The 24,898-nt window shown below is 73.6% G+C and carries 25 protein-coding genes; 19 read left to right on the top strand and 6 right to left on the bottom strand.

What is annotated here, in order from left to right:
- Positions 1 to 25 precede the first annotated feature (25 nt).
- On the top strand, positions 26 to 793 hold the full coding sequence (locus tag OG446_RS08405; RefSeq protein WP_328893422.1) for an ABC transporter permease: 768 nt from the start codon (positions 26 to 28) through the stop codon (positions 791 to 793).
- 448 nt (positions 794 to 1,241) lie between these two features.
- Here OG446_RS08405 and ybaK read toward each other — a convergent pair whose 3' ends face one another.
- The 4 genes from ybaK to OG446_RS08385 form a co-directional block, all read right to left on the bottom strand.
- Positions 1,242 to 1,745, bottom strand: a complete 504-nt coding sequence (gene ybaK / locus OG446_RS08400) for a Cys-tRNA(Pro) deacylase (protein ID WP_328893421.1) — start codon at positions 1,743 to 1,745, stop codon at positions 1,242 to 1,244.
- Positions 1,746 to 1,767: 22 nt separating this feature from the next.
- The gene (locus OG446_RS08395) at positions 1,768 to 2,511 is read right to left on the bottom strand and encodes an LON peptidase substrate-binding domain-containing protein (protein ID WP_328893420.1); all 744 of its coding nucleotides are present in this window, start codon (positions 2,509 to 2,511) and stop codon (positions 1,768 to 1,770) included.
- Positions 2,512 to 2,516: 5 nt separating this feature from the next.
- A complete protein-coding gene (locus tag OG446_RS08390; RefSeq protein ID WP_328893419.1) occupies positions 2,517 to 3,554 on the bottom strand; it encodes a hypothetical protein in 1,038 nt (345 codons plus the stop codon).
- A gap of 244 nt (positions 3,555 to 3,798) precedes the next feature.
- Positions 3,799 to 5,400, bottom strand: a complete 1,602-nt coding sequence (locus OG446_RS08385; RefSeq protein WP_328893418.1) for an oxidoreductase — start codon at positions 5,398 to 5,400, stop codon at positions 3,799 to 3,801.
- A gap of 154 nt (positions 5,401 to 5,554) precedes the next feature.
- Between OG446_RS08385 and hisD the strand changes: the two genes are divergently transcribed.
- The 9 genes from hisD to bdeA all read left to right on the top strand — a co-directional run bounded on the left by hisD (position 5,555) and on the right by bdeA (position 12,424).
- Entirely contained in the window at positions 5,555 to 6,877 is a 1,323-nt protein-coding gene (gene hisD, locus OG446_RS08380) for a histidinol dehydrogenase (protein WP_328893417.1), read from the top strand.
- Positions 6,874 to 8,010, top strand: coding sequence for a histidinol-phosphate transaminase (locus OG446_RS08375; protein ID WP_328893416.1), 1,137 nt, complete (start codon positions 6,874 to 6,876; stop codon positions 8,008 to 8,010). Before hisD ends, OG446_RS08375 begins: the two co-directional genes overlap by 4 nt.
- A complete protein-coding gene (gene hisB, locus OG446_RS08370) occupies positions 8,007 to 8,609 on the top strand; it encodes an imidazoleglycerol-phosphate dehydratase HisB (RefSeq protein WP_328893415.1) in 603 nt (200 codons plus the stop codon). Before OG446_RS08375 ends, hisB begins: the two co-directional genes overlap by 4 nt.
- Entirely contained in the window at positions 8,606 to 8,773 is a 168-nt protein-coding gene (locus OG446_RS08365; protein ID WP_168713658.1) for a hypothetical protein, read from the top strand. Before hisB ends, OG446_RS08365 begins: the two co-directional genes overlap by 4 nt.
- Positions 8,774 to 8,783: 10 nt before the next feature.
- A complete protein-coding gene (hisH, locus tag OG446_RS08360; protein ID WP_328893414.1) occupies positions 8,784 to 9,425 on the top strand; it encodes an imidazole glycerol phosphate synthase subunit HisH in 642 nt (213 codons plus the stop codon).
- Positions 9,425 to 10,150 (top strand): bifunctional 1-(5-phosphoribosyl)-5-((5-phosphoribosylamino)methylideneamino)imidazole-4-carboxamide isomerase/phosphoribosylanthranilate isomerase PriA, encoded by a 726-nt coding sequence (priA, locus tag OG446_RS08355; protein WP_219570704.1) that lies wholly within the window; start codon positions 9,425 to 9,427, stop codon positions 10,148 to 10,150. The genes hisH and priA overlap by 1 nt, the downstream gene beginning before the upstream one ends.
- A complete protein-coding gene (locus tag OG446_RS08350) occupies positions 10,147 to 10,545 on the top strand; it encodes a RidA family protein (protein WP_328893413.1) in 399 nt (132 codons plus the stop codon). Before priA ends, OG446_RS08350 begins: the two co-directional genes overlap by 4 nt.
- Entirely contained in the window at positions 10,542 to 11,297 is a 756-nt protein-coding gene (hisF, locus tag OG446_RS08345; RefSeq protein ID WP_328893412.1) for an imidazole glycerol phosphate synthase subunit HisF, read from the top strand. The genes OG446_RS08350 and hisF overlap by 4 nt, the downstream gene beginning before the upstream one ends.
- A gap of 242 nt (positions 11,298 to 11,539) precedes the next feature.
- Positions 11,540 to 12,424 carry a bis(hydroxyethyl) terephthalate hydrolase gene (gene bdeA / locus OG446_RS08340; protein ID WP_328898239.1) on the top strand — a complete coding sequence of 295 codons (885 nt, stop codon included), beginning with the start codon at positions 11,540 to 11,542 and terminating at the stop codon, positions 12,422 to 12,424.
- 77 nt (positions 12,425 to 12,501) lie between these two features.
- On the opposite strand, the gene OG446_RS08335 is transcribed toward bdeA, so the two are convergent.
- Positions 12,502 to 13,278, bottom strand: coding sequence for an alpha/beta fold hydrolase (locus tag OG446_RS08335; RefSeq protein WP_328893411.1), 777 nt, complete (start codon positions 13,276 to 13,278; stop codon positions 12,502 to 12,504).
- A gap of 161 nt (positions 13,279 to 13,439) precedes the next feature.
- Here OG446_RS08335 and OG446_RS08330 point away from each other — a divergent pair, with 161 nt between their 5' ends.
- From OG446_RS08330 to OG446_RS08315, 4 genes are all read left to right on the top strand, one after another.
- On the top strand, positions 13,440 to 16,712 hold the full coding sequence (locus OG446_RS08330; RefSeq protein WP_328893410.1) for a helix-turn-helix transcriptional regulator: 3,273 nt from the start codon (positions 13,440 to 13,442) through the stop codon (positions 16,710 to 16,712).
- A 212-nt stretch (positions 16,713 to 16,924) separates the two neighbouring features.
- Entirely contained in the window at positions 16,925 to 18,307 is a 1,383-nt protein-coding gene (locus OG446_RS08325) for a PucR family transcriptional regulator (protein WP_328893409.1), read from the top strand.
- 129 nt (positions 18,308 to 18,436) lie between these two features.
- Entirely contained in the window at positions 18,437 to 18,715 is a 279-nt protein-coding gene (locus OG446_RS08320) for a hypothetical protein (protein ID WP_328893408.1), read from the top strand.
- 120 nt (positions 18,716 to 18,835) lie between these two features.
- Positions 18,836 to 20,437, top strand: coding sequence for a sodium/solute symporter (locus tag OG446_RS08315; RefSeq protein WP_328893407.1), 1,602 nt, complete (start codon positions 18,836 to 18,838; stop codon positions 20,435 to 20,437).
- A gap of 27 nt (positions 20,438 to 20,464) precedes the next feature.
- Here the strand turns inward: OG446_RS08315 and OG446_RS08310 are convergent, their stop codons facing one another.
- Positions 20,465 to 21,097: a TIGR03085 family metal-binding protein gene (locus OG446_RS08310; RefSeq protein WP_328893406.1), complete on the bottom strand. Its 633-nt coding sequence runs from the start codon at positions 21,095 to 21,097 to the stop codon at positions 20,465 to 20,467.
- 84 nt (positions 21,098 to 21,181) lie between these two features.
- Between OG446_RS08310 and hisI the strand changes: the two genes are divergently transcribed.
- From hisI to OG446_RS08285, 5 genes are all read left to right on the top strand, one after another.
- Entirely contained in the window at positions 21,182 to 21,565 is a 384-nt protein-coding gene (gene hisI, locus OG446_RS08305; protein WP_326735673.1) for a phosphoribosyl-AMP cyclohydrolase, read from the top strand.
- 11 nt (positions 21,566 to 21,576) lie between these two features.
- Positions 21,577 to 23,064, top strand: a complete 1,488-nt coding sequence (locus OG446_RS08300) for an anthranilate synthase component I (protein ID WP_328893405.1) — start codon at positions 21,577 to 21,579, stop codon at positions 23,062 to 23,064.
- 106 nt (positions 23,065 to 23,170) lie between these two features.
- Positions 23,171 to 23,830 (top strand): TIGR02234 family membrane protein, encoded by a 660-nt coding sequence (locus OG446_RS08295; RefSeq protein ID WP_328893404.1) that lies wholly within the window; start codon positions 23,171 to 23,173, stop codon positions 23,828 to 23,830.
- A gap of 118 nt (positions 23,831 to 23,948) precedes the next feature.
- Entirely contained in the window at positions 23,949 to 24,197 is a 249-nt protein-coding gene (locus tag OG446_RS08290; RefSeq protein ID WP_148022565.1) for an HGxxPAAW family protein, read from the top strand.
- 80 nt (positions 24,198 to 24,277) lie between these two features.
- Positions 24,278 to 24,829: a DUF2752 domain-containing protein gene (locus tag OG446_RS08285; protein WP_328893403.1), complete on the top strand. Its 552-nt coding sequence runs from the start codon at positions 24,278 to 24,280 to the stop codon at positions 24,827 to 24,829.
- Positions 24,830 to 24,898 lie beyond the last annotated feature (69 nt).

Raw genomic sequence — 24,898 nt, 5'->3', positions numbered from 1 at the left:
CAGGGACGCCTGGCACGATGGCACGGTGACAGCACCTCTGACGCCGCCGCACCAGCCCTCGCCCCACGACCCGTGGCAGAAGCCGCCGGAAGGGGGCGGTTCCGGCGGCTCCCACCTCGGAACCCTGTTGCGGTCGCCGGAGGAGGGGGATCTCCGTACGGAACTGCGCCGGGCGGCGCTCGTCGCCGTCGCCGTGACGGTCGCCGGTCTTGCGCTCGGGCTGCTCTGGCTGTGGCTGGCGCCGCGCATTCCGCTGGTCTCCGACGACACGGCCGTCTTCCTCAGCGACAGCGAGGGCGAGGAGGCGATCGGTGCCGACGGCACGTTCGCGCTGCTCGCGCTGGCTTTCGGCGCGGTGTCGGCGGGGCTGGTCTTCTGGTTCCACCGGAAGGGCGGGATCGCCCTCGTGGTGGCGCTCGCGGTGGGCGGCGTACTCGGCTCGCTCGTGGCGTGGCAGCTCGGCACCCGGCTGGGGCCGACCGACGACGTGGTCGCGCACGCGCGCGAGGTCGGCAAGGGTGTGATCTTCGACGCGCCGCTGGAGCTGCATGCGAAGGGGGCGTTGCTGGCGTGGTCGTTGGCGGCGATGGCCGTGCATCTGGGGTTGACGGCGGCGTTCGGGCCTCGGGATCCGGAGCCGGAGTGGGGGGTGTACGGGGGGCCTTCGGGGGGCGTGCCGTTTGGGCCCGCGCCGTCTGGGCCCGCGCCGTCCGGGCCTGCGCCGTCTGGGCACGCGCCGTCGTCCTCGCCCTCGCCCGAGGACGGGCCGCCGCAGCCCGGTCCGTCTGCGTGAGCGGGGCCGCTGCGCGGGGCCTTTCCCCTACCCGCCCCTTCCCGTAACCGGGGCTCCGCCCCGGACCCCGGTCCTCAAGCGCCGGACGGGCTGGGTGTGTCCCGGTCCTCAAGTGTTGGACGGGCTGGGTGTGCCCGGTCCTCAAGTGTTGGACGGGCTGGGTGTGCCCGGTCCTCAAGTGTTGGACGGGCTGGGTGTGTCCCGGTCCTCAAGTGTTGGACGGGCTGGGTGTGCCCGGTCCTCAAGTGTTGGACGGGCTGGGTGTGCCCGGGTCTCAAGCGCCGGACGGGCTGGGTGTGCCCGGTCCTCAAGTGTTGGACCGGCTGGATGTGCCCCGGTCGCGGATGGCCGGGCGTATTCAGCCTGTCCGGCGTTTGAGGACGGAACCGGTGCGGCGGGCGCCGGCGCCTTCCAGCGTGGTTTGGTACCGGCAGGCACCCCGCAGGGGCTAGCTCCGGCCGATCGGGGCGAAGACCGCGTCCGTCAGGGCGGCCAGGTCCGTGGGGGACAGTTCGACCTCCAGGCCGCGGCGGCCCGCCGAGACGCAGATCGTCGGGTGGGACCGCGCCGACGCGTCCAGCACCGTGGGCAGGCGCTTGCGCTGGCCCAGGGGCGAGATGCCGCCCCGGACGTAGCCCGTGGTGCGTTCCGCCGCCGCCGGGTCCGCCATGGTGGCGCGCTTGCCGCCCGCCGCCGCGGCCAGGGCCTTGAGGTCCAGCGAGCCCGCCACGGGGACGACGGCGACCGTCAGCCGGCCGTCCACGTCGGCCACCAGGGTCTTGAACACCCGGTCGGGGGACACGCCGAGCGCCTCGGCCGCCTCCTCGCCGTAGGAGGCGGACGCGGGGTCGTGCTCGTACGCGTGCACCGTGAACTCCGTGCCCGCCGCGGTCAGCGCGACCGTGGCCGGGGTGCCGCCGGACTGGGGCTGCTTCTTCGGCTTCTTCGCCACGGGGGAGTGGCCCTCCGCTCGCTCAGTTGGGGTGGGTGGGGGCGCGGGTGAGGTCCGCGGCCGGCAGCGACGGGAGGTGGCGGATGACGGCGGTCTCGGAGCGCAGGATCGTCAGCTCCTCGCGGAGCCGGGTCGCGGTGTCCGGGGCCTGGAGCAGCCGCTGCTTGGCGGGGACGTCGAGGACCGCCGCAGCGGCCACCAGGTAGGAGACGACCGACGGCTCGCCGGGCAGGTCCGCACCCGTGGTCAGGGAACGCTCGCTCGCGCCCGCCAGCCGCTTCTGGTAGCTGCGGAAGGCCCGCAGGACGCCCTCGGTGAGTGCCTCCGCCTCCTCGCCCGGATCCTCGTCCAGCTCTTCGAGGTCGGCGGTCAGATACGGGCCGCTCGCGTCCACGGACAGCAGCCGCACGCGGCTGGTGCCGGTCGCCAGGACCTCGAAGCTGCCGTCCGCACGCTCCCGGATCTTCGCCGCGTCCGCGATACAGCCGACCCGGTGGAACGTCTGGACCGGGTCGGGACCGAAGCCGTCCCCCGGACCGCGCTCGACGGGCACCGTCATGGCGTCCGGCATGCCCGAACCCGTCGGAGCGGTCTCGCGGCCGTCGCGGATGGCGACCACGGCGAAGCGGCGCGGTTCGTCCTCATCGGTCTTCAGCAGTTCGCGCATCATGGCGCGATAACGCTCCTCGAAGACGTTCAGCGGCAGCACGAGGCCGGGAAACAGCACCGCGTTCAGCGGGAACAGAGGCAGGCGAGCGGTGGTCACAACGGTCAAGCGTAATGGCCGCGCGCCCGTCCCCGGTCGGCCCGGTGGCCGAGCGGCGTCCGGGAGGCCACCTTGAGCCGTACTCCGTCCCGTGCGTCGAGGAAGCTGCCGAGCGGATCGTCGGACATCGAGGCCCACGGGAACGACGCCGCATGGGGTCCGATCTGCCGGAACTGTTCCAGCGCCTCGCCCCAGCGGCCGCGCGCCACCAGCACGTACACGAGCAGATTGCGCACCTCGGCCGGCCACGGGTCGCCCGGTGCGAACGCGCCGGACAGCGAGATCGCCAGATCCGCCGCGGCGTCGATCCGCTCCTCCTGCACCGAGGTGAACCCGGCACCCGGGCCTTCGGTCAGCACCGCGAAGGCGGCCCGCAGCGGCAGCGCCTGCACCAGGGAGCTGGGCAGCGAGTCCTCGGCGGCCCGCTCGGCGAAGTCGAAGCACTCGCGGTGCGAGCCGTACCAGGCGGCGGAGAGGTACTGGAGGGCGGCGACATGGCAGCCGTAATGGTGCGTGGAGCGTTGTATGGCCTGCTCCCACAGCGCCTCGAACGTCGTGTGCGTGGCATGGGTGCCGCGGGCGTGGTCCAGCGCGAGGCGCCAGGGCACCGGATCGCGCGGATCGCCCTCCGCGGCTGCCGTGATCATCGGCCCGACCGCGCGCAACTGCTCGGCGCGGGCCGGGGACTCCCAGGCCCGCTCGACCGCGAGCTGGGCCTTGACGAGGATCGCGTCGCAGTCGCGCGGGGCGACGGCAAGCCAGTCGCGGAGCCAGCCGTCCCGGTTGCGGGCGAAGGCGACGAGCCGGTTCAGATAGCGGTCCCGGCTCTCCCACTCGGCGGCGTCCCGGGTCGTCGCCAACAGCTTCGCCGCCGGCTCGTACTCCCCCAGGGCGGCGGCCACCAGCGCGGGCGAGAGCCGCTCGTCGGGGGCGTCGAGCATCACCGCATGGTCCGCGGGCAACCCGGCGGACAGCTCCGGGGTGTGCCGGATCACGCGCGCGGTACGGAGCAGAGCGCGGAGGAAAGGCATGGTGCAGACCATTGAAAAGCGCTGGTCGGGGCGGGCGCCAGAGGAGCGCTGTGAAGCTTTGGTGCCGAGTGGATGGGTTGCCCTGGCCAGGGCCAAGAAAGAGTAAAGGAAATCGCGGAATCTGGCCTGTTCCTGTTGTTCCGGCGAGAACGATCGGTGGTGCGTCCGATGCCCGAGCGCATCCGTTCGGACGCCGTGGGGCCCGTCAGCACACGGCGCGCGGCCCGGATACCGCCCGGCGGACCGCGCGCCCCGGTCAGCCGCGGCGCAGCAGCCGGGAGGCGCCGGCCGCGACGGTGGTGGCCAGTATCCATCCGAGCATGACGAGGGCCGCCGCGATCCACTGCCAGCCGCCCTCCATCCGCCAGTAGCCGTCCTGACCGAGGTTGATCACCGGCACCAGCAGATCCAGCGCGTACAGAGCGGGGTTCCACTCGGGATGCTCGCTGCCCTTGAGCGAGGCCGGGTCGTACCGCGAGAAGGCCACCGTGCCCGCCGCCCACAGCACCGCCATCCACACCGCGGCCCGCCCCGGCCGGTAGCCGTACGCCACCGTCCAGTCCTGGACGAAGCCCCAGAGCTTCGCCGCGGGCGGCAGCGTCTCGCGCCGGCGCCGCTGCTTGGCGAGCAGCACCTCGCGGGCGTCCGCGTCCTCCCCGCTGCTGCGGAGCACCGCGGCCAGCCGTTCGTAAGGCTCCGGCACGTACTCGGGCGTCGCCGCCGCCACCCACTCCAGACGGCGGGAGAGCGGGAAGTGCCCGTACGGGACAAGGTTCTCGTACACGAAACCGCCCATCGCCAGCCCGCCCGGGCCCGGCCAGCTGGTCGACACGTCGATCAGGGTGACGACCTTCGCCCCGTTGAGCACCACCCGTCCCTGCACCGGGCGCTCCGGGTTGAAGCGCAGTTCCGGAGTGACTGTGCGGCGCAGCGAGAGCTCCTCGTGGCCGGCCAGCACGAAGACGGCCTTGTGCAGGTCCACCGCGTCGCCGAAGCGCCCGTCGTCCAGCCGGACCCCGCCCCGGCACCGGAAGACCTGCGGACGGGTGCCGCGGGCCGGTGTCGGGGAGTTGACGATGCCGTACGGGGGAGTGGTGCCCTGGTTGCCCGTGTCCACGCTGACCCAGGCCTCGCTCATGTACAGCGTCCGCTCCACACTCAGCTGCGGGGCGTTCAGCGCCCGGCGCCCCTGCGTCGCCCGCAGCCGGCTTCCGCGCAGACTCAGTGAACCGCCCACCTTCGCCCCGCGCAGGCTCAGCTCGCCGAGCGTCTCGATCATCTCGGCCTGGAGGTCCTGGGCGACCGTGAGCCCGTCTCCGACCAGGGCCCGGCCCTGCCGGTCGGGCCCGATGTCGATCTGGCTGATCAGCAGGTCCGTGCCGATCTGGGCGTCCGTGAGCCGGATCCCGCGCTCCACGCGGCAGCGCGGCAGGTGGAGGTCGCCCTCGGTGCGCAGCCGGGCCGCCTCCAGTCTCGGGATCGCGCAGCCGACCATCCGCAGCGTCGTGAAGTGGCACTCCGGCAGCACCACCTCCTCCTCGAAGCGGCAGCCCGTCATCTCCACGTACGGGTCGACGCGCCCGCCCGCGAGGTCGAGCTTGCCCGTGATCAGCAGCCCCCGTAGCTTCAGCGCCGCCACCCGGCCCGGCCGGGGCTCCGGGCCGCTCAGCAGCAGGCGGGCGACGACCCGGGCCGCCACGCTGCGTTCGGGGCCCCAGACGTGCGGGGCGAAGGGATCGTCGCGCACCCCGTCACGGGCGCGCAGGTCGTAGGTGGTCCCGGTCCTGAAGGACTGCCACATGCCCAGCTCTGCGGCGCTGAGGCCGTCCGGAAACTCCCCGTCGTGCGGTTCGGTCACCGACGCTCCTTCCGCTCGGAGCCGTAAATCGGTAATCCCCTTATTCCCTCTGAGTGACCGGGTGAACGCTAATAGTCAGCCGTGACACCGGGGACATGTATCAGCCAGTGATACGGGCGTCCGGGCGTCCGGGGCGGTCTGCGAGAATTGCGGTGTGATCTCTCGAATCGATCTGCGCGGCGATGCCCTCCCCGAGGGCGGCGCCCTGCGCGACCTGCTGCCCCGTGCCGAGTTCGACGTGGAAGCCGCCCTGGAGACGGTGCGGCCCATCTGCGAGGACGTACGCCATCGTGGCTCGGCGGCAGTGATCGACTGGGGGGAGAAACTCGACGGCGTACGGATCGGCTCGATCCGCGTCCCTGCCGACGCGATCACCGGCGCGCTGGAGACGCTCGACCCCGCCGTGCGCGCCGCCCTGGAGGAGTCGATCCGCCGCGCCCGCCTCGTCCACCGCGAGCAGCGCCGCACCACCCACACCACCCAGGTCGTCCCCGGTGGCACCGTCACCGAGAAGTGGGTGCCGGTCGAGCGCGTCGGGCTGTACGTGCCGGGCGGGCGTTCCGTCTACCCGTCGTCCGTCGTGATGAACGTGGTCCCCGCCCAGGAAGCGGGCGTCGAGGGCGTCGCCGTCGCCTCCCCGCCGCAGAAGGAGTTCGGCGGCCTCCCGCACCCCACGATCCTGGCCGCCTGCGCCCTGCTCGGCGTCGACGAGGTGTACGCCGCCGGCGGCTCCCAGGCCATCGCGATGTTCGCGTACGGCACCGAGGACTGCCTGCCCGTCAACCTCGTCACCGGTCCCGGCAACATCTACGTCGCCGCCGCCAAGCGCCTCCTCAAGGGCCGCATCGGCATCGACGCCGAGGCCGGCCCGACCGAGATCGCGATCCTCGCCGACGCCACCGCCGACCCGGCCCACGTCGCCGCCGACCTGATCAGCCAGGCCGAGCACGACCCGATGGCCGCCGCCGTCCTGGTCACCGACTCCGAGGAGCTCGCCGCCGCCACCGAGGCCGAGCTGAAGCCGCAGGTCGCCGCGACGAAGCACGTCACCGACCGCATCGAGCCCGCGCTGGCCGGCCGCCAGTCCGCGATCGTCCTGGTCAACGACCTGGAGGACGGTCTCAAGGTCGTCGACGCGTACGCCGCCGAGCACCTGGAGATCCAGACCGCCGACGCCGCGGCCGTGGCCGGCCGCGTCCGCAACGCCGGAGCGATCTTCGTCGGGCCCTGGTCGCCCGTCTCCCTCGGCGACTACTGCGCCGGCTCCAACCACGTCCTGCCCACCGGCGGCTGCGCCTGCCACTCCTCGGGCCTGTCCGTGCAGTCCTTCCTGCGCGGTATCCACATCGTCGACTACACGCGCGACGCGCTCGCCGAGGTCACCCACCACGTGGTGACCCTCGCCGAGGCGGAGGACCTCCCCGCCCACGGCGCCGCGCTCAAGGCCAGGTTCGGGTGGAAGGTTCCGCAGCAGTGACGAACAGCAGCACCGGCGCCCCCCGGCGCAACGCCTGGGACGACCTCCCGATCCGCGACGAACTGCGCGGCCAGTCCCCGTACGGGGCGCCGCAGCTCGACGTACCGGTCCGGCTGAACACCAACGAGAACCCGTACCCGCTCCCCGACGCACTCGTCGACCGGATCGCCGAACGGGTCCGCGAGGCCGCCCGAAACCTCAACCGCTACCCCGACCGGGACGCGGTGGAGCTCCGCACCGAGCTCGCCCGCTACCTCACCCGCACCGCCGGGCACGAGGTCACCCGCGCCCACGTGTGGGCGGCCAACGGCTCCAACGAGGTCCTCCAGCAGCTGCTGCAGACCTTCGGCGGGCCCGGCCGCACCGCGATCGGTTTCGAGCCCTCGTACTCGATGCACGCCCTCATCGCCCGCGGCACCGGCACCGGCTGGATCTCCGGACCGCGCAACGAGGACTTCACCATCGACGTCGACGCGGCCCGCGCCGTCATCGCGCGGGAGCGCCCCGACGTCGTCTTCATCACCTCGCCCAACAACCCCACCGGCACCGCCGTCGACGCGGACACCGTCCTCGCGCTGTACGACGCCGCGCAGGCCGCCGGGCCGTCCATGGTCGTGGTCGACGAGGCGTACGGCGAGTTCAGCCACCACGCCTCGCTGCTCCCGCTGATCGAGGGCCGCCGCCACCTGGTGCTCTCCCGCACCATGTCGAAGGCGTTCGGCGCCGCCGGACTGCGCCTGGGCTACCTCGCCGCGGACCCGGCCGTCGTCGACGCGGTCCAGCTGGTGCGGCTGCCGTACCACCTGTCGTCCGTCACCCAGGCCACCGCGCTCGCCGCCCTGGAGCACACCGATACGCTCCTCGGGTACGTCGCGCAGCTCAAGGGCGAACGCGACCGGATCGTCACCGAGCTGCGCGCCCAGGGCTTCGACGTCACCGACTCGGACGCCAACTTCGTCCAGTTCGGCAGGTTCGCCGACAGCCACACCGCCTGGCGGCACATCCTCGACCGGGGCGTCCTGGTCCGGGACAACGGCGTACCGGGATGGCTGCGGGTCTCCGCAGGGACCCCGGCAGAGAACGACGCGTTCCTCGATGCGGTACGCGAACTGAAGAAGGAGCACGACGCATGACTCGCGAGGCCCGCGTAGGAAGAGTGGAGCGGACCACCAAGGAAACCTCCGTGCTCGTCGAGATCAACCTCGACGGCAGCGGCAAGGTCGACGTCGCGACCGGCGTCGGCTTCTACGACCACATGCTCGACCAGCTCGGCCGCCACGGTCTGTTCGACCTCACGGTCAAGACCGACGGCGACCTGCACATCGACTCGCACCACACCATCGAGGACACCGCCCTCGCGCTCGGCGCCGCGTTCAAGCAGGCCCTCGGCGACAAGGTCGGCATCTACCGCTTCGGCAACTGCACCGTCCCGCTGGACGAGTCGCTCGCCCAGGTCACCGTCGACCTCTCCGGCCGCCCGTACCTGGTGCACACCGAGCCCGAGAACATGGCGCCGATGATCGGCGCGTACGACACGACGATGACCCGGCACATCCTGGAGTCCTTCGTCGCCCAGGCGCAGATCGCCCTGCACGTCCACGTCCCGTACGGGCGCAACGCCCACCACATCGTGGAATGCCAGTTCAAGGCGCTCGCCCGGGCCCTTCGCTACGCCAGCGAGCACGACCCGCGCGCGGCCGGCATCCTCCCCTCCACGAAGGGCGCCCTGTGACCGGCCTCAACACCGTTCTGATCCTGGTCGGCCTCTTCCTGGCCGGCGGGGTCTACTCCTTCTCGAAGCAGGGCATGCCCAAGGGCGTCATCGTGCTGCTCGGGATCGCCTCCGTGATGTGCCTGGTAGCGGGCGTCATGCGGATCCAGGGCCTCTGGGACTGAGGGAGCACACGTGGATACGAAGAAGAAGGTCGTCGTCTTCGACTACGGCTTCGGCAACGTCCGGTCCGCCGAGCGCGCCCTCGCCCACGTCGGCGCCGACGTCGAGATCACCCGCGACTTCGACACGGCGATGAACGCCGACGGGCTGCTCGTGCCCGGCGTCGGTGCGTTCTCCGCCTGCATGGAGGGGCTGAAGAAGGCCCGCGGCGAATGGATCATCGGACGCCGGCTCTCCGGCGGGCGCCCCGTCATGGGCATCTGCGTCGGCATGCAGATCCTCTTCGAGCGCGGCATCGAGCACGGGGTCGAGACCGAGGGCCTCGACGAGTGGCCCGGCACCGTCGGCCCGCTCAAGGCCGACGTCGTCCCGCACATGGGATGGAACACCGTCGAATCGCCCGAGGACTCCCGGCTGTTCGCCGGACTGGACGCCGAGGCCCGGTACTACTTCGTGCACTCGTACGCGGCGCACGACTGGTCCCTCGAAGTCACCAACGCCAAGATCCGTGCCCCCAAGGTCACCTGGGCCACGCACGGCGAACGGTTCGTCGCGGCCGTGGAGAACGGCGCGCTGTGGGCCACCCAGTTCCACCCCGAGAAGTCCGGCGATGCCGGCGCCCAGCTGCTGACCAACTGGATCGAGACGCTGTAATGCCGAAGCTTGAACTGCTCCCCGCCGTTGACGTCCGCGACGGCCAGGCGGTCCGCCTGGTGCACGGCGAGTCCGGCTCCGAGACCTCCTACGGCTCCCCGCTCCAGGCCGCACTCGCCTGGCAGCGCTCCGGCGCCGAGTGGCTGCACCTCGTCGACCTGGACGCCGCCTTCGGCACCGGTGACAACCGGGCACTCATCGCCGAGGTGGCCGGCGCCATGGACATCAAGGTCGAGCTCTCCGGCGGCATCCGCGACGACGCGACACTCGCCGCCGCCCTCGCCACCGGCTGCCGCCGCGTCAACCTCGGCACCGCCGCCCTGGAGACCCCCGAATGGGTCGCCAAGGTCATCGCCGAGCACGGCGACAAGATCGCGGTCGGCCTCGACGTCCGCGGCACCACGCTGCGCGGCCGCGGCTGGACCCGCGACGGCGGCGACCTCTACGAGACGCTCGCCCGCCTCGACTCCGAGGGCTGCGCCCGCTACGTCGTCACTGACATCGCCAAGGACGGCACGCTCCAGGGCCCCAACCTGGAACTCCTGAAGAACGTCTGCGCGGCCACGGACAAGCCCGTCGTCGCCTCCGGCGGCGTCTCCTCGCTCGACGACCTGCGGGCCATCTCCTCACTCGTCCCGGCGGGCGTCGAGGGCGCGATCGTCGGCAAGGCGCTGTACGCGAAGGCCTTCACCCTGGAAGAGGCGCTGGAGGCGGTCTCCGTATGAGCGACTCCGTCAAGCGCGTCTCCTCCGGCGCCCCCTGGGAGGAGAAGTTCGGCTACTCCCGCGCGGTCGAACTCTCCAACGGGCTGGTGCTCGTGGCCGGCTGCACGTCGGTGGTGGGCGGCCAGATCTCCGCCGGCAGCCCCTACGAGCAGGCCGTCACCTCCTTCGAGGTCGCCTTCGAGGCACTGAAGCAGGTGGGCCTCGGCCGCGAAGACGTCGTCCGTACCCGGATGTACGTCACCCACGCCCGGGACACGGACGAGGTCGGCCGCGCGCACAAGGAGCTGTTCGACGACGTCCGCCCCGCCGCCACGATGATCATCGTGAGTGGCCTCGTCGACCCGAGCCTGGTCGTCGAGGTCGAGGTAGAGGCCTACCGGGCAGGTGCGCGATGACCCTCTCCGTACGTGTCATCCCCTGCCTCGACGTGGACAAGGGCCGGGTCGTCAAGGGCGTCAACTTCCAGAACCTGCGCGACGCCGGTGACCCCGTCGAGATGGCGAAGCTGTACGACGCCGAGGGCGCCGACGAGCTGACCTTCCTCGACATCACCGCGTCCAGCGGCGACCGGGAGACGACCTACGACGTGGTGCGCCGCACCGCCGAGCAGGTCTTCATCCCGCTCACCGTCGGTGGTGGCGTCCGCACCCCCGACGACGTCGACAAGCTGCTGCGGGCCGGCGCCGACAAGGTCGGCGTCAACACCGCGGCCATCGCCCGGCCCGAGCTGATCCGGGAGATCGCCGAGCGCTTCGGCCGCCAGGTGCTGGTGCTCTCCGTGGACGCCCGGCGCACCCCCGCCGGCACCTTTGAGGTCACCACACACGGCGGCCGCAAGGGCACCGGCATCGACGCCGTCGAGTGGGCGCACCGGGCCGCCGAGCTCGGTGTCGGCGAGATCCTGCTCAACTCGATGGACGCCGACGGCACGAAGGACGGCTACGACACCGAGATGATCGCCGCCGTGCGGAAGCACGTGAGCGTTCCCGTCATCGCCTCCGGCGGCGCCGGCCGGCTCGCGGACTTCGCACCGGCCATCGACGCCGGGGCCGACGCGGTCCTCGCCGCGTCCGTCTTCCACTTCGGCGATCTGCGGATCTCCGAGGTCAAGGGCGCTCTGCGGGAGGCCGGGCACCCGGTCCGCTGAGGACGTGCGGGGGAGCACCGGCCGTGAAGACCGGTGAAGTTGCCGATGTGCGCCACCGGGGTGCACCGCAACAGTGGCGACCGCCAGAGAACATCTGGCGGTTCCACGCGGTGCACTCCGAAGGCCCTCGGTGACAGTTGACGGGGGGTCTCGGTCCCTGCCCGGCGTGGCTCCCGCCACGACCGAGAGGATCCCCCCTCGTGCAGCACCTCCCCTCCGGCGACACCTCCCCGCGCCACCGGATGTCGAAGAGCCGCTCCCGTCTCGTCAAGGGACTGCTGGCCGCCACCGTCGCCACCGCGGGTCTGTGTACCGCGCTGATGCCGGGCGCCCAGGCAGCCGACAATCCCTACGAGCGCGGCCCGGCTCCCAGCAATTCGAGTATCGAGGCGAGCCGCGGCTCGTACGCGGTCTCGCAGACCAGCGTCTCCTCGCTCGGCGTCAGCGGCTTCGGCGGCGGCACGATCTACTACCCGACGTCCACCTCGGACGGCACCTTCGGCGCGGTCGCCATCTCGCCGGGCTTCACCGCCTACCAGTCCAGCATCGCCTGGCTCGGACCGCGGCTCGCCTCCCAGGGCTTCGTCGTCTTCACCATCGACACCAACACCACGCTGGACCAGCCCGACAGCCGGGGCCGCCAGCTCCTGGCCGCACTGGACTACCTGACGAAGACGAGCTCGGTGCGCAACCGGATCGACACCTCCCGGCTCGGCGTGATGGGCCACTCCATGGGCGGTGGCGGCACCCTGGAGGCGGCGAAGAGCCGCACCTCGCTGAAGGCGGCGATCCCGCTGACCGGCTGGAACCTCGACACCACCTGGCCCGAAGTCCGTACACCCACGCTGATCTTCGGTGCGGACGGCGACACGATCGCCCCCGTCGCCACCCACTCGGAGCCGTTCTACCGGTCGCTGCCGAGCTCGCTCGACAAGGCGTACGTGGAGCTGCGCGGGGCCACGCACTTCACCCCGAACTCCTCCAACACCACGATCGCGAAGTACAGCATTTCGTGGCTGAAGCGCTTCATCGACAACGACACCCGCTACGAGCAGTTCCTGTGCCCGCTGCCCGCGGTGAGCCTGACGATCGCCGAGTCGCGGGGCAACTGCCCCCACACCTCGTAGGTTCCCGACGTCGCTCCTGACGGTGGGTGAGGGCCGGACCGCGAACAGCGGTCCGGCTCTTGCCCGTTGGGGGTGCGTCAGCCGTCCTCGGTGAGGAAGCCGGCGACACAGGCGGCGAATCCCGGATCGCGGACGACGGTGAGATGGTCGCCGGGCAGCACCTTCAGCCGCGACCCCGCGAGGGCGTCGGCCAGCACCTCGGGCCGCACGGCGAGGGGATCGTCCGCCCCGGCGAGCACCAGCGTGGGTATCCGGATCCGCTCCAGCGGCAGCGGCGCCCGGTGCAGCGAGCGGAGCTGCGCGGCGAGAGCGAGACGGTCGGAGCCCGTGGTGTCGGCCAGGACCCGGAAACCCCGGGTCCGTTCGGGGGCGTCGGCCGCGTCCTCGGCCGTCAGCGCGGCCGCCACCAGTTCCGGAGGCATGGCCCGGGTGTCCAGCCCGCCCAGCTCCACCGCGCCCGCGCCGATCCCGCCGACCACCAGCCGCGTGATCCGCTCGTCGGCGGCCGCGGCGAGCAGCGCCACGACCGCCCCCATCGAGTAGCCCGCCAGATGCACTTCGCCGGCCCCGGTGCGGTCGATCAGCTGCGTCACGTCCCGGGCCATCACCGGTTCGCCGTACAGGGAGTCGTCGTGCGGTCTGTCCGACGAACCGTGCCCCCGGGCGTCGAGGGCCAGGACGTGCCGGCCCCGGGCCACCAGGGCCTCGACCACACCGGGGCCCTCCCAGTTCAGCCGGGCGTTGGCGGCGAAACCGTGCAGCAGGATCACCGGGGGCAGCCCCGGCCGGGGCCTGCGGGACCAGGACCAGTAGCGCAGTGTCAGACCGTCTGCCGTTCGGAATTCATCATTCATGGCCCGACGTTACGGGCGGCCCGTGCGCGAACCGGCCCGCGCTGTGCGCCTGCACAGCCAAGTGCGGCCCGCCTTGGGAGGCTGCCCCGCAACGGGGCGGGGGCGGGGCGGGGCCGGACGCGCGTCTTCCGGCGCTGTTTACGCGGAAGTAACGTGCAGGTGTGACTCCATCGACGACCGTGCACAGTCCGCTCCGGCTGTACGGCCGCAGCGGTGAACTCGCCATTCTGGACACCCTGTTGGTGCGGCTGCGCAACGGCGACGGCGGCGCGCTGGTGCTGACCGCGCTGCCCGGCGTCGGCCGTACCGCGCTCCTGGAGAAGGCCGTGGCCGCGCACCGCGAACGACGTACCGGCCCCGTGCTGTGCGCCACCGCGGCCCCCGCCGAGCAACGGCTGCCGTACAGCGGGCTGCACGCCCTGCTCTGCTCCGCTCCGGGCCCGCTTCCCCTCCAGCCGGACCGGGTGCTGCGCGACGGCATCACCCCCACGGAACTCCTCGTCCTGCTCCGTGAACTCGGGTCGGAGCGCCCCCTGTTGGTATGCGTGGACGACGCACACGCCTGGGACCCCGACTCGCGTGCCGCCCTGGTCTTCGCCGCCCGCAGGCTCGGCGCGGGCAGCCGGGTCGCGGTGGTGATCGGGGCGGGTGACGAGACGAGTTTCGCGGGACTGCCCGCGCTCCGGCTCGGTCCCCTCGACGACGATGCGGCGGCGGCCCTCCTGGACCGCATCACCGATGCCGCCGGCGTCGCGGACCAGGTGGACCCGGTGGTCCGCGGCGAGCTCATCCGGGAGGCGGCCGGGAACCCCCGGCTGCTCGCCGGACTGGCCGCCCGGCTCACCCCCGGTCAGCTGGCGGGCCGCACCCCGCCGCCCTATCCGCTGCCCGGCGCCGAGGACGTCCTGGAGGCCCACGCCGCCCGCCTCGACGGGCTGCCCCCGGACACCCGCACGCTGCTGCTGCTCGCTGCCGCGGCGCAGGAGCACGAGCCGGAGGGCGCCGGTGCCGATGTCGCGCTCCTGCTCCGTGCCGCCGCCTCGACGGGCCTCGGCCCCGCCGTGCTCGACCAGGCCCTGCTCACCCCGGCCGGGACCGCCGGCGCTCTCCAACGAGCGGGCGACCGACTCCACTTCAGCCACCCGCTGCTGCGCCGGGCGGTCCTGCACCGAGCCTCCCCGCAGCACCGCCGCGCGGTGCACGGACTGCTCGCCGCGCTGCTGACGGCTGCCCCGGCCGGCGCCCGCGGACGGGTCCGCCGGCCACCGCGCTGGGCCGCGGGGGCAGGGGGCGGGGGACTGGGCCTCAGCGGTCGGACGTCCCTGCCCGGGGCCGGTGTCTCGTATGTGACGGCTTCCGGTTCCGGTGCCCGGCCCGGTGACGGCAGGGCGGCAAGTTCCGCCTTCCGTCCGGGGGAGGGGCCGGTGGTTGGTGCGGGTGTGCGTCCGGGGGAGGGGTGGGCGGTTGGTTCGGGTGTGCGTCCGGGGGATGGGCCGGTGGCCGGTGCGGGTCTCCGTCCCGGCGGCGGCCGGGTGGCCGCTGCCGGTTTCCGTCCCGGAGACACCCGCGCGACCGGTTCCGTTTCCGCCCCTGCCCCCGGCCTCGCCCCCGTGCCTGCGCCGTTCTCCGATCCGGCGCCCGTCCCCGTGCCGGGCGCCGGCGGTGTCAGCCGGTCCGACCGGGTGCTTCCCCCTCAGCACGGCGTGTTCCGGCCCGGGGCGGGATACCCGGCGGCCGGGCCGGCGGGGCTGCCCGCGCTCGTCCAGCGTGCCTGCGCCGCCGAGGGGCCCGACGACGGGCTGGCCGACGCCCTGGAGGCGGCGGCCGTGGCGCCGCGGCCGCATGCCGAGCGGGCCGCCGCGCTCGCCCGTGCCGCGGTGCTCTCCAGCGACGAGGAGGTGCGGGCCGCCCGGTTCGCCGCCGCCGCCGAGCACACCCGTCTCGCTGGGGACGCCGGCCGGGCCCGCGCGCTGTTGGCCCGGGTCGGCGCCCGCCCCGCGCACGACGGCGCGCACCTGGTGCGCGGGCTGCTCGCCCTGCGCGACGGACCGGCCGCCGACGCCCACGAGGCCCTCCTCACCACCGCGGCGCTGCTCGCGCCGCACGACCCGCGCCGCGCGCTCGACGCCCAGCTCGGAGCCGCCGAGGCCGCCTGGGCGATGGGGGACGCGCTCGCGTACCTCGACGCCATGACCCGGATGCCGGTCTCCGTGGCGGAGCCGGCCCTCGCCCAGTACTGCGACGGTATGAGCGCGGTGCTGTGCGGGCGTATCGCCGAAGGGCAGGCGCTGCTGCGCCGCTGCCTGGCTTCGGCGGGCCGGGCGGACGACCCGGCCCAGCTGCTGCGCGGTGGGGTCTCGGCCCTGGTGCTGGGCGACGTCGACGCCGCCTGCCGGTTCGGCACCCGGGCGCTGGCCGCCGTACGGTCGGCCGGTCCCGAGGCCCTGCTGCCGCAGGCCCTGGAGCACCTGGCGTACGCCGAACTCCGGGCCGGCCGCCATGCCCCCGCCCGCGCCCACGCGCTGGAGGGCCTGCACGCGGCCCGGCGTACCGGACAGCCCAACATCGCCTCCCACCTGCACGCCGTGCTGGCACTTGCCGCTTCGGTGGAGGGCGGCACGGAAGCCTGCGCCGCCCACGCCGACGCGGCCCTGGCAGGGGCAGGCCCCAACGGACTCGTACAGGCCGCCACCCTCGCCACCTGGGCGCTCGCCCGTGCCGACCTGGCGGCGGGCCGCTCCGGAGAGGCCGCGGCCCGGCTCGACCCGCTCGTGCGGCCCGGCCCCCGGCGCGGCCACTTCGCCACCCGGATGCTCGCCGTGCCGTGCTACGTCGAGGCGTCCGTCCTGGCCGGGCGGGCGGAACGGGGCAGGGGAGCGGACCCGGTCGCCGACGCGGTGGCGGAGTTCGCCGTGTGGGTCACCCGCACCACCGACCCCCAGGCCCCCGCCCAACTCGCCCGCTGCCGCGCCCTGCTGGCGGCACCGGCCGATGTCGCCGGACGGTACGAGGAGGCGCTCGCCCACCACGATCGCGCCGGCGGCGACTTCGAACGCGCCCGCACGCAGCTGCTCCACGGGGCGTGGCTGCGCCGGCGCCGCCGTACCCGGGAGGCGAGGGGCCCGCTGCGGGACGCCCTGGTCGCCTTCGAGCGGTGCGGTGCGCGGGCCTGGACCGACAGGGCGAGCGGTGAGCTGCGGGCCGCTGGGGAGGCCGTGGAGGGCCCGGCCGCCGCGGGCGGCACGGATCCGCTGGCCGCGCTCACCCCGCAGCAGCAGCGCATCGCCCGATGCGTCGCCGAGGGGGCCACCAACCGTGAGGTGGCGCTGCGGCTCTCGGTGAGCACGCGGACCGTCGACCACCATCTGCGCAATGTCTTCGCCGCGCTCGGCGTGCGGTCCAGGACCGAACTGGCCAGGCTGCTGGACCGCTGAAACGACGCGGGTGAGGAGTTCCGGTTTCGGCTCCGAGTCCGGGAGGTTGCAGGACCGTGATGAGAAGTACGCCGCAAACCTCTAGGTACCGACTGGGCGGTATGCCATTCTGCGGGCGTCAGGATGATTCGGTGTGCTCATGCCCAACGCCGGGCTGAGTGAACCGGAGCCGGTCGTTTTCTGGAGCCGGCCGAATCCCGGTGGAGGCCGCCATGCCGCAGGTCGTACGTTCACGGGTCAGGGCGCTGCACGGGCCGCCCCCCGTCGCTCCGATGCCGCGCCGCTTCCGTTCGCTGGCCGATCGCGAGGCCGTCGCCGTACTGCACCGGGCTGCCCGGGTGCTGATGGAGGCGCTGCCGGAGCTCACGGACCGGCTCGTCGAGGCGCTGCACGAGCAGGAGCCCGCCTACCGCTCGGCCATCGAGGCCGACGCGGCGGAGATCTGGCAGGAGGTGCACCACTCGCTTCGGCACAACGTCGGATCGCTGATCCAGCCCCGGGAGTTCCGGGAGGCCGCCCACCGGACCTCCCGGCGGATCGGCGAGGTACGGGCCGAGCAGGGCCTGCCGCTCGACGCGGTCCTGCACGCCTTCCGGATGGGCGGCGCGATGGTCTGGCAGGACCTGGTGGACGACACCGCGCGCCGCCACCCCGAGGACATCCGGCTGCTGGTGCACGTCGCGGCGGACGTCTGGAACTTCGTGGACGAGCACTGCGGTGTCGTCGCGGACGCCTACCGGCAGACCGAGCGCAAGCTGGCGTGGCGGCGGGAGAACCGCCAGCGCCTGATGACGGCGGCCCTGCTCGACGGCACCGCGCAGATCGCCGAACTGCCGGACGCCGCCGCGATGCTGGGGCTGCCGGAGCACGGCAGGTACGCGGTGCTCGCGGTCTCCACCGCCCGCCGCGCCCCGCACGGCACCGCACAGCCGCCGATGACGCTGCCCGCCGGGACGGACGCGCTCTGGCACCCGGGCCCGGACGCCGAGTTCGCGATCCTGACGCTGTCCCGGGGCGAGGGGGCGGCGGAGCCCGTCGCTCCGCTCACCGGTGCGGGCACCGGATCAGCGGCCGATCAGGGCGGTGGCCCGCAGCCCGGCGGACCTGCCGGCGCGGTCGACGGGGACGCGGAACTCGCCGCGCTGGCCGCCGGGTTGTCCGCCCCGCCCGGCAGCAGGGTCGGCATCAGCTCCGTCGTGGAGGGGCTGGCGGCCGTCGGGGACGCCCGGCGGCTCGCCGAGACCGCCCTGCGGGCCTGCCCGGCCGGAGGCGGAGTCGTCCTGCTCGACGAGCAACTGCCCGCCGCCCTGGTCGTCTCGTCCCCGGGACTCGGCTCCGCGCTGGCCGCACGGGTGCTGGGACCGTTGGACCGGCTGGACCCGGCCGACCGCGACGTGATCATCGAGACGCTCACGGCGTGGTTCGACTCGGACGGTTCCGCGCAGCGGGCGGGGGCCCGGCTCTACTGCCACCGCAACACGGTCCTGAACCGGCTGCGCCGCTTCGAGCAGCTGACCGGCCGCTGTCTGACCCGCCCGTCCGACGCGGTCGAGGTCTCCCTGGCCCTGACGGCCCGCCGCCTGCTGGCGGGCTGACGCTCCGACGAGCACATCGCGCCCGCGCCCACCGGACTGCCGGGCGCCCGGACTGACGGACTGGCGGACTGCCGGACTGCCGGACTGCCGGACTGCCGGACTGGCGGGCGCCGGAAGCAGGAGCCGTCCGTGCCGTCGTCCGGCGGGCTGCCGGACGAGGTGTTCACGCGCGGCAGGGCGGCGGACGAGGCGCCCGGCGGGGTGTCGGACGACCGGCTCGTGCCCGGCGGGGTGTCGGACGACCGGCTCGTGCCCGGCGGGGTGTCGGACGACCCGCTCGTGCCCGCCGGGCCGGGCCGGTGGCCGGGCGGGCCGGGTGCGATGTGCTCGCGCACAGACCTCGCCCGCACCGGCTGTACCCGCGCAGCGCCCCCGCCCCGGCCGCTGTACGCGGACCCGGTCGCCTGATGCCGTAACCGGCATGTCCTCAGCGCCCCCGACACCCCGCACGCCCCGCGCCCGCGCGCGCGCCTGCGCACCCGCCGTCCCAGCGGCCCCGACCCCGCCCCCGGCCCCGGGACCGCGACGGTGAGCGGCGGCTTCGACGCCCGGTCGCTGGCCGTGGTCGTCTTCCTCGGATTCGTCGCCGTGTCGCTGCTGCTGTGCGGGCTGGCCGCGGCGGACCAGGACGACCCGGAGCACTTCTACGCGGGCGGCGGCTCCGCCCTCGGTCCGGCCGGGAGCGGGCTGGCCATCGCCGGCGACTACATCTCGGCCGCCACGCTGCTCTCCACGACGGGTTCGGTCGCCCTCGCGGGATTCGACGGCATTCTCTTCGCCGCCGCCACGGTCGCCTCCCTGGTCCTGGTCATGCGGATCCTGGCCGAACCGATGCGCCGCAAGGGCGTGTTCACCCTCGGCGACTTCCTGGCGGACCGGCTCGGCGACCCGACCGTACGCCGCGCCCTCGGAATCACGACCCTGGTCGTGCTGGCCCCGCTGCTGCTGGTGCAACTCGCCACCGCGGGCCGGGTCATGGCCTCCATGTTCGGGCTGCCCGACGGCGCGCTCACCAGCTGCACCGTCGCCAGCGGCGCCCTGATGGTCTGCTACTCGGCGGTCGGCGGCATGCGCGGCACCGGCTACATCCAGATCGTCAAGGTCGCGGTGGTGCTGGCCGCGGTGACCCTGCTCGCCGGGCTGGTGCTCGCCCGCTACGGCTGGAACCCCTTCGCCCTCTTCGACGCCGCACAGCAGGGCAGCGGAGCCGGCGGGTCCTACGCACGCCCCGGACTGCAGTTCGGCCACACCTTCGCCGGCACCCTGGATCTCCTCGGCTTCCAGCTGACCCTGGTCCTCGGGGCCGCGTGCATGCCGCACATCATGATGCGGCTGCACCCCATGCGCGACCGCTGGACCGTGCGCCGCGCCACCGTCTGGGCGGCGGCCCCCGTGGCCTTCCTGTGCGCGGGCGTCGTCGTGGTCGGCCTCGGGGCGTCCGCCCTGCTCGGCCACAAGATCATCCAGGCCGCGGACCCGGCGGGCGGCACCGCGCTGCTGCTGGTGACCGGCGCACTCGACCCGGGCGCCGACGGGCCGCGCGAGAGCCCGCTGTTCGCGTTCGTGGCCTGCGCGGTGTTCGCCACGACCCTGGCCGCGGTCGCCGGCATCACGCTGGCCGCCGCCTCATCCGTCGCCCGGGACTTCGCGGCGAAGGCCCGGTCCCGTACGGCCGTCCGCTCCGACCGGTCCGCCGGGCGCGAGATCCTCCGCGCCCGCCTGGCCGTCGTCCTGACGGGCGCGCTCGCCGTCTACGTGTCGACGTACACCCACGACCGCAATCCGCAGGTGCTGCTCTCGCTCTCGTTCGCGGCCGCCGCGTCCGTACTGCCGCCGGTCCTGCTGTACGCCCTGTTCCGGCCGGGCTTCAACGCGCGCGGGGTGCGCTGGACGGTCTACGGCACGCTGCCGCTCATCGTGTTCCTGATGGTCTTCTCGCCCGCGTTCTCCGGCACCCACATCGCGCTGTTCCCGACCCGCGACTTCCACTGGTTCCCGCTCCAGACACCGGGCCTGGTCACGATCCCGGCCGGATTCCTCCTGGGACACCTCGGCTCCCGTGCCGGGCGGAGGGAGCGTCCGGCACCGCCCGGGCCGCGGCCGCACCGCGCGGCGCCGGCCACGCGGTAGCGGGCCACGGCAGGCCCGCCCGGCCGCCTACATCCCGAGCTTCGCTGTCGTCAGCCGGCCGATCGCGTCCTGCTCACCTTCCAGCTCCACCCGCGCCGCGTCCTGCCGCCCGAACGCGAACAGCAGCAGCTCGCCCGGCTCGCCCGTCACCGTCACCACCGGGGTCCCCTTGTGCGCCACCGCCGTCTGGCCGTCCGGGCGGCGCAGCACCAGCCCCACCGGGGCCTTCCGGCCCAGGACCCGCGCCGCCTTCTCCGTACGCGACCACAGGACATCGGCGAAGACCGGGTCCAGCTCCCGCGCCGACCAGTCCGGCTGCGCCCGGCGGACATCCTCCGTGTGCACGTAGAACTCGACGGTGTTCGCCGCCTCGTCCAGCTGCTTCAGCCCGAACGGGGACATCCTCGGCGGACCCGTACGGATGAGCTGGATCAGTTCCTCGTACGGCTTCGCCGCGAACTCGGCGGTGACCCGCTCACTCCGGTTCTTCAGCGGTCCGATCACGGTCCCCGCCGCCGCGTCCGGCCGCCGCTCACGCACCACCACATGGGCCGCCAGATCGCGGGCGGTCCAGCCGTGGCAGAGAGTCGGGGCCTCCGGGCCCACGGCCTCCAACAGGTCGGCAAGCAGAAGTCGTTCGCGCTTCGCATGGGTCGACATGCCCGCCAGCGTACGACCGCCGTCCACCGTCCGCCCAGTGGACGCACGCCCGGACGCGCTCCGCACCCACGGCACAATGGGCACATGACCAGCACGCCCACGCCCGGCACGCCCCGGCCCGCCAGCGACCTCGACCCCGCCATCGCCGCCCGTCTCAAGCGCGGCGCCGACGGACTGGTCCCGGCCATCGCCCAGCAGTACGACACCGGCGAGGTGCTGATGCTCGGCTGGATGGACGACGAGGCACTGCACCGCACGCTCACCACCGGCCGCTGCACCTACTGGTCGCGCAGCCGCCAGGAGTACTGGGTCAAGGGCGACACGTCCGGCCACATCCAGCTGGTCAAGTCCGTCGCCCTCGACTGCGACGCCGACACGGTCCTCGTCAAGGTCGACCAGACGGGTGCCGCCTGCCACACGGGCGACCGCACCTGTTTCGACGCCGACGTCCTGCCCCTCGGCCAGTAGGGTCTGCCGCCATGGACCTCGACACCTTCCGCAAGCTGGCCGTCGACCGGCGCGTCATCCCCGTCACCCGCCGGCTCCTCGCGGACGGCGACACCCCGGTCGGTCTCTACCGCAAGCTCGCGGGCGAACGCACCGGCACCTTCCTCCTCGAATCCGCGGAGAACGGCCGCACCTGGTCGCGCTACTCCTTCATCGGTGTACGCAGCGCCGCCACGCTCACCACCCGCGACGGCGAGGCCCACTGGCTCGGCACCCCGCCCGTCGGTGTCCCCGTCGACGGCGACCCGCTCCAGGCCCTGCGCGCGACCATCGAGACGCTCCACACCCCGCACGACCAGGAATCCGGGCTGCCGCCCTTCACCGGCGGCATGGTCGGCTACCTCGGCTACGACATCGTGCGCCGGCTGGAGAAGATCGGCGAGAGCGGCGGCGACGACCTCAAGCTCCCCGAGCTGACGATGCTGCTCACCTCCGACCTCGCCGTCCTCGACCACTGGGACGGCAGCGTCCTGCTGATCGCCAACGCGATCAACCACAACGACCTGGACTCCGGCGTCGACGAGGCGTACACCGACGCCGTCGCCCGGCTCGACGCCATGGAGCGGGACCTGAGCCGCCCCGTCGAGAACGCCCCGGCGGCCCTCCCGCCCTCCGAGCTCCCCCCGTACACCGCCCTGTGGGGCGGCCCCGCCTACCAGGACGCCGTCGAGGACGTGAAGGAGCGCATCAGGGCAGGCGAGGCCTTCCAGGTCGTCCCCTCCCAACGCTTCGAAACCCCGTGCACGGCCAGCGCGTTGGACGTCTACCGGGTGCTGCGCGCCACCAACCCCTCGCCGTACATGTACCTCTTCCGCTTCGACGGCTTCGACGTCGCCGGATCCAGTCCCGAGGCCCTCGTCAAGGTCGAGGACGGCCGCGCGATGGTCCACCCGATCGCCGGCACCCGGCATCGCGGCGCCACCCCGCAGGAGGACCAGGCGCTCGCCGACGAACTCCTCGCCGACCCGAAGGAACGCGCCGAGCACCTGATGCTCGTCGACCTCGGCCGCAACGACCTGGGCCGGGTCTGCGAGCCCGGCAGCGTCGAGGTCGTCGACTTCATGTCGATCGAGCGGTACTCCCACGTGATGCACATCGTGTCCACGGTCACCGGCAAGGTCGCCGAGGGCCGCACCGCCTTCGACGTCCTGACCGCGTGCTTCCCGGCGGGCACCCTCTCCGGCGCCCCCAAGCCGCGCGCCATGCAGATCATCGAGGAGCTCGAACCCACCCGCCGCGGGCTGTACGGCGGCTGCGTCGGCTACCTCGACTTCGCCGGGGACTCCGACACCGCCATCGCGATCCGCACCGCCCTGCTGCGGGACGGCACCGCGTACGTCCAGGCCGGCGCCGGTGTCGTCGCCGACTCCGACCCGGTCGCCGAGGACACCGAGTGCCGCAACAAGGCCGCCGCGGTGCTGCGCGCCGTGCACACCGCCAACCGGCTCGGCGGAAACTGAGAGCATCCGGCAACCGGGGGGCCGCGACGCCGCCCCCCGGTTGGCGGATGCTCTGAGACGACCGGCACACGGGGGGCGGTCGGCCACTGCGGGGCCGTAAGGGATAGTGGAGTACGTGAGCGCTGTCCCCGTACCCCAGCCCCGTGCCGAAGCCGCCACCGCGCCCGACAGCGCGGGAAGCCGCCGAAGCCTGGCAGCCGCCCTGCTCCTCGGGGCGGCCGGAGCCACTGTCGTGCTGCTCGCCTCCGGGCAGACCTGGGCCGGGGGCGAGGCCGCGGTCGGCGGCGGCAACCTGGCCCTGAACGCCGAGGGGCAGGACGTCACCGGCCTCCCCGCGGCCCTCGCCATAGTCGGCCTGGCCGCCCTCGTCGCCGTCTTCGCCGTCCGCGGCGCCGGCCGGCTGGCCGTCGCGGGGCTGCTGGCCCTCAGCGGGTTCGGCGCCGCGCTGAGCGCCTTCCTCGGCGCGTCCGACAGCGCCGCGCTCGACGAGAAGGCCGCGCAGACCACCGGCGACGCCTCCGCCACCATCCACGCACTCAGCCACACCGCCTGGCCCTACGTCACCGCGGCCGGCGGCCTGCTGATCCTCATCGCCGGGCTGCTCGCCCTGCGCTTCGGCAGCCGCTGGCCCACGATGTCCGGACGGTACGAGCGCGACGGCACCCCCCGCCCCCGCAAGGCCCGCCCCACCGCCCCGGACCCCGACCGGCCCGAGGACCTGTGGAAGGCGCTGGACCGCGGCGAGGACCCGACGCGCGAGGCATGACCCCCAGCTCACGTCGCACCCGCCCGTACGGGACAATGACCCTGAGCTCGTAGCACGGCGGCACAGTCGCGGCGACCCCGAGCGATACCAACAGCGCAACACCAACGAGGAGCAACTCATGGCGGGCAGCAGCCACGGACACACCCCGGCCGCCTGGACCGGTGTCATCATCGCCTTCATCGGCTTCTGCATCGCGGGCGTCTTCATGGTCGCGGCCAACCCGCTGGGCTTCTGGGCCGGAATCGTCGTCGTCTTCGTCGGCGGGATCGTCGGACTCGCGATGAAGGCCGCGGGCCTCGGCATGCCGAAGGAGTCGGCGGAGCTGGCGGCGGCCAGGGCCCGCGCCGGGCAGGCACAGACCTCCTGAATCCGTTCCGAGGACCCACACACGCGAGGCGCAGCCCGGTCCGGGCTGCGCCTTTCCGTATGAACGGCGACAATCACCGAGTGGACGCATCGCCTTCCCCCGCCCCGCCCCCGCCCCCGCAGGCCGCCGCCCCGCAGACCCCGGGCCCGCAGCCGGTGACCGGCCGGCCCCCGACACCGGGCCACGGACCGATGCCGGCCTTCCCACCCGGACCCGGACCCGGACCTGTTCCCGCGTCGCGGTTGCGGCGGATCGCCAAGCCCGCCGCCGTCATGGCGGGCGTCGTCGCCGCCTTCGCCTACGTCGGCACCGTGGACCCCAACGAACCCGGGCACTACCCGGTGTGCCCGCTGCTCCGGCTCACCGGCATCTTCTGCCCGGGCTGCGGCGGGCTGCGCAGCGCCCACGCCTTCGCCCACGGTGACATCGCCGCGGCACTCGGCTCCAACGCCGTCGCCGTCATCGGCTACGCGGCCTTCGCCGTGCTCTGGGCGCTCTGGATGGTCCGCGCGGCCGCCGGACGGCCGCTGCGGATCGAACCGAAACCCGCCCACTGGTGGGCGATCGGAGCCGTACTGCTCATCTTCACGGTGGTCAGGAACCTGCCGTTCGGATCGGCGCTGGCACCGTGAATGCCCAGGTAGTGGGACATCCGCCAGGCGGATGCGGGCCCATCGGTCTCCTGCGGATACCATCGGGAT

Origin of the sequence: Streptomyces sp. NBC_00236, from assembly GCF_036195045.1 — a bacterium.
GTDB lineage: Bacteria > Actinomycetota > Actinomycetes > Streptomycetales > Streptomycetaceae > Streptomyces.
The sequence above is the reverse complement of the archived record's forward strand: the minus strand, read 5'-3'. Positions and strand labels throughout refer to the sequence as shown.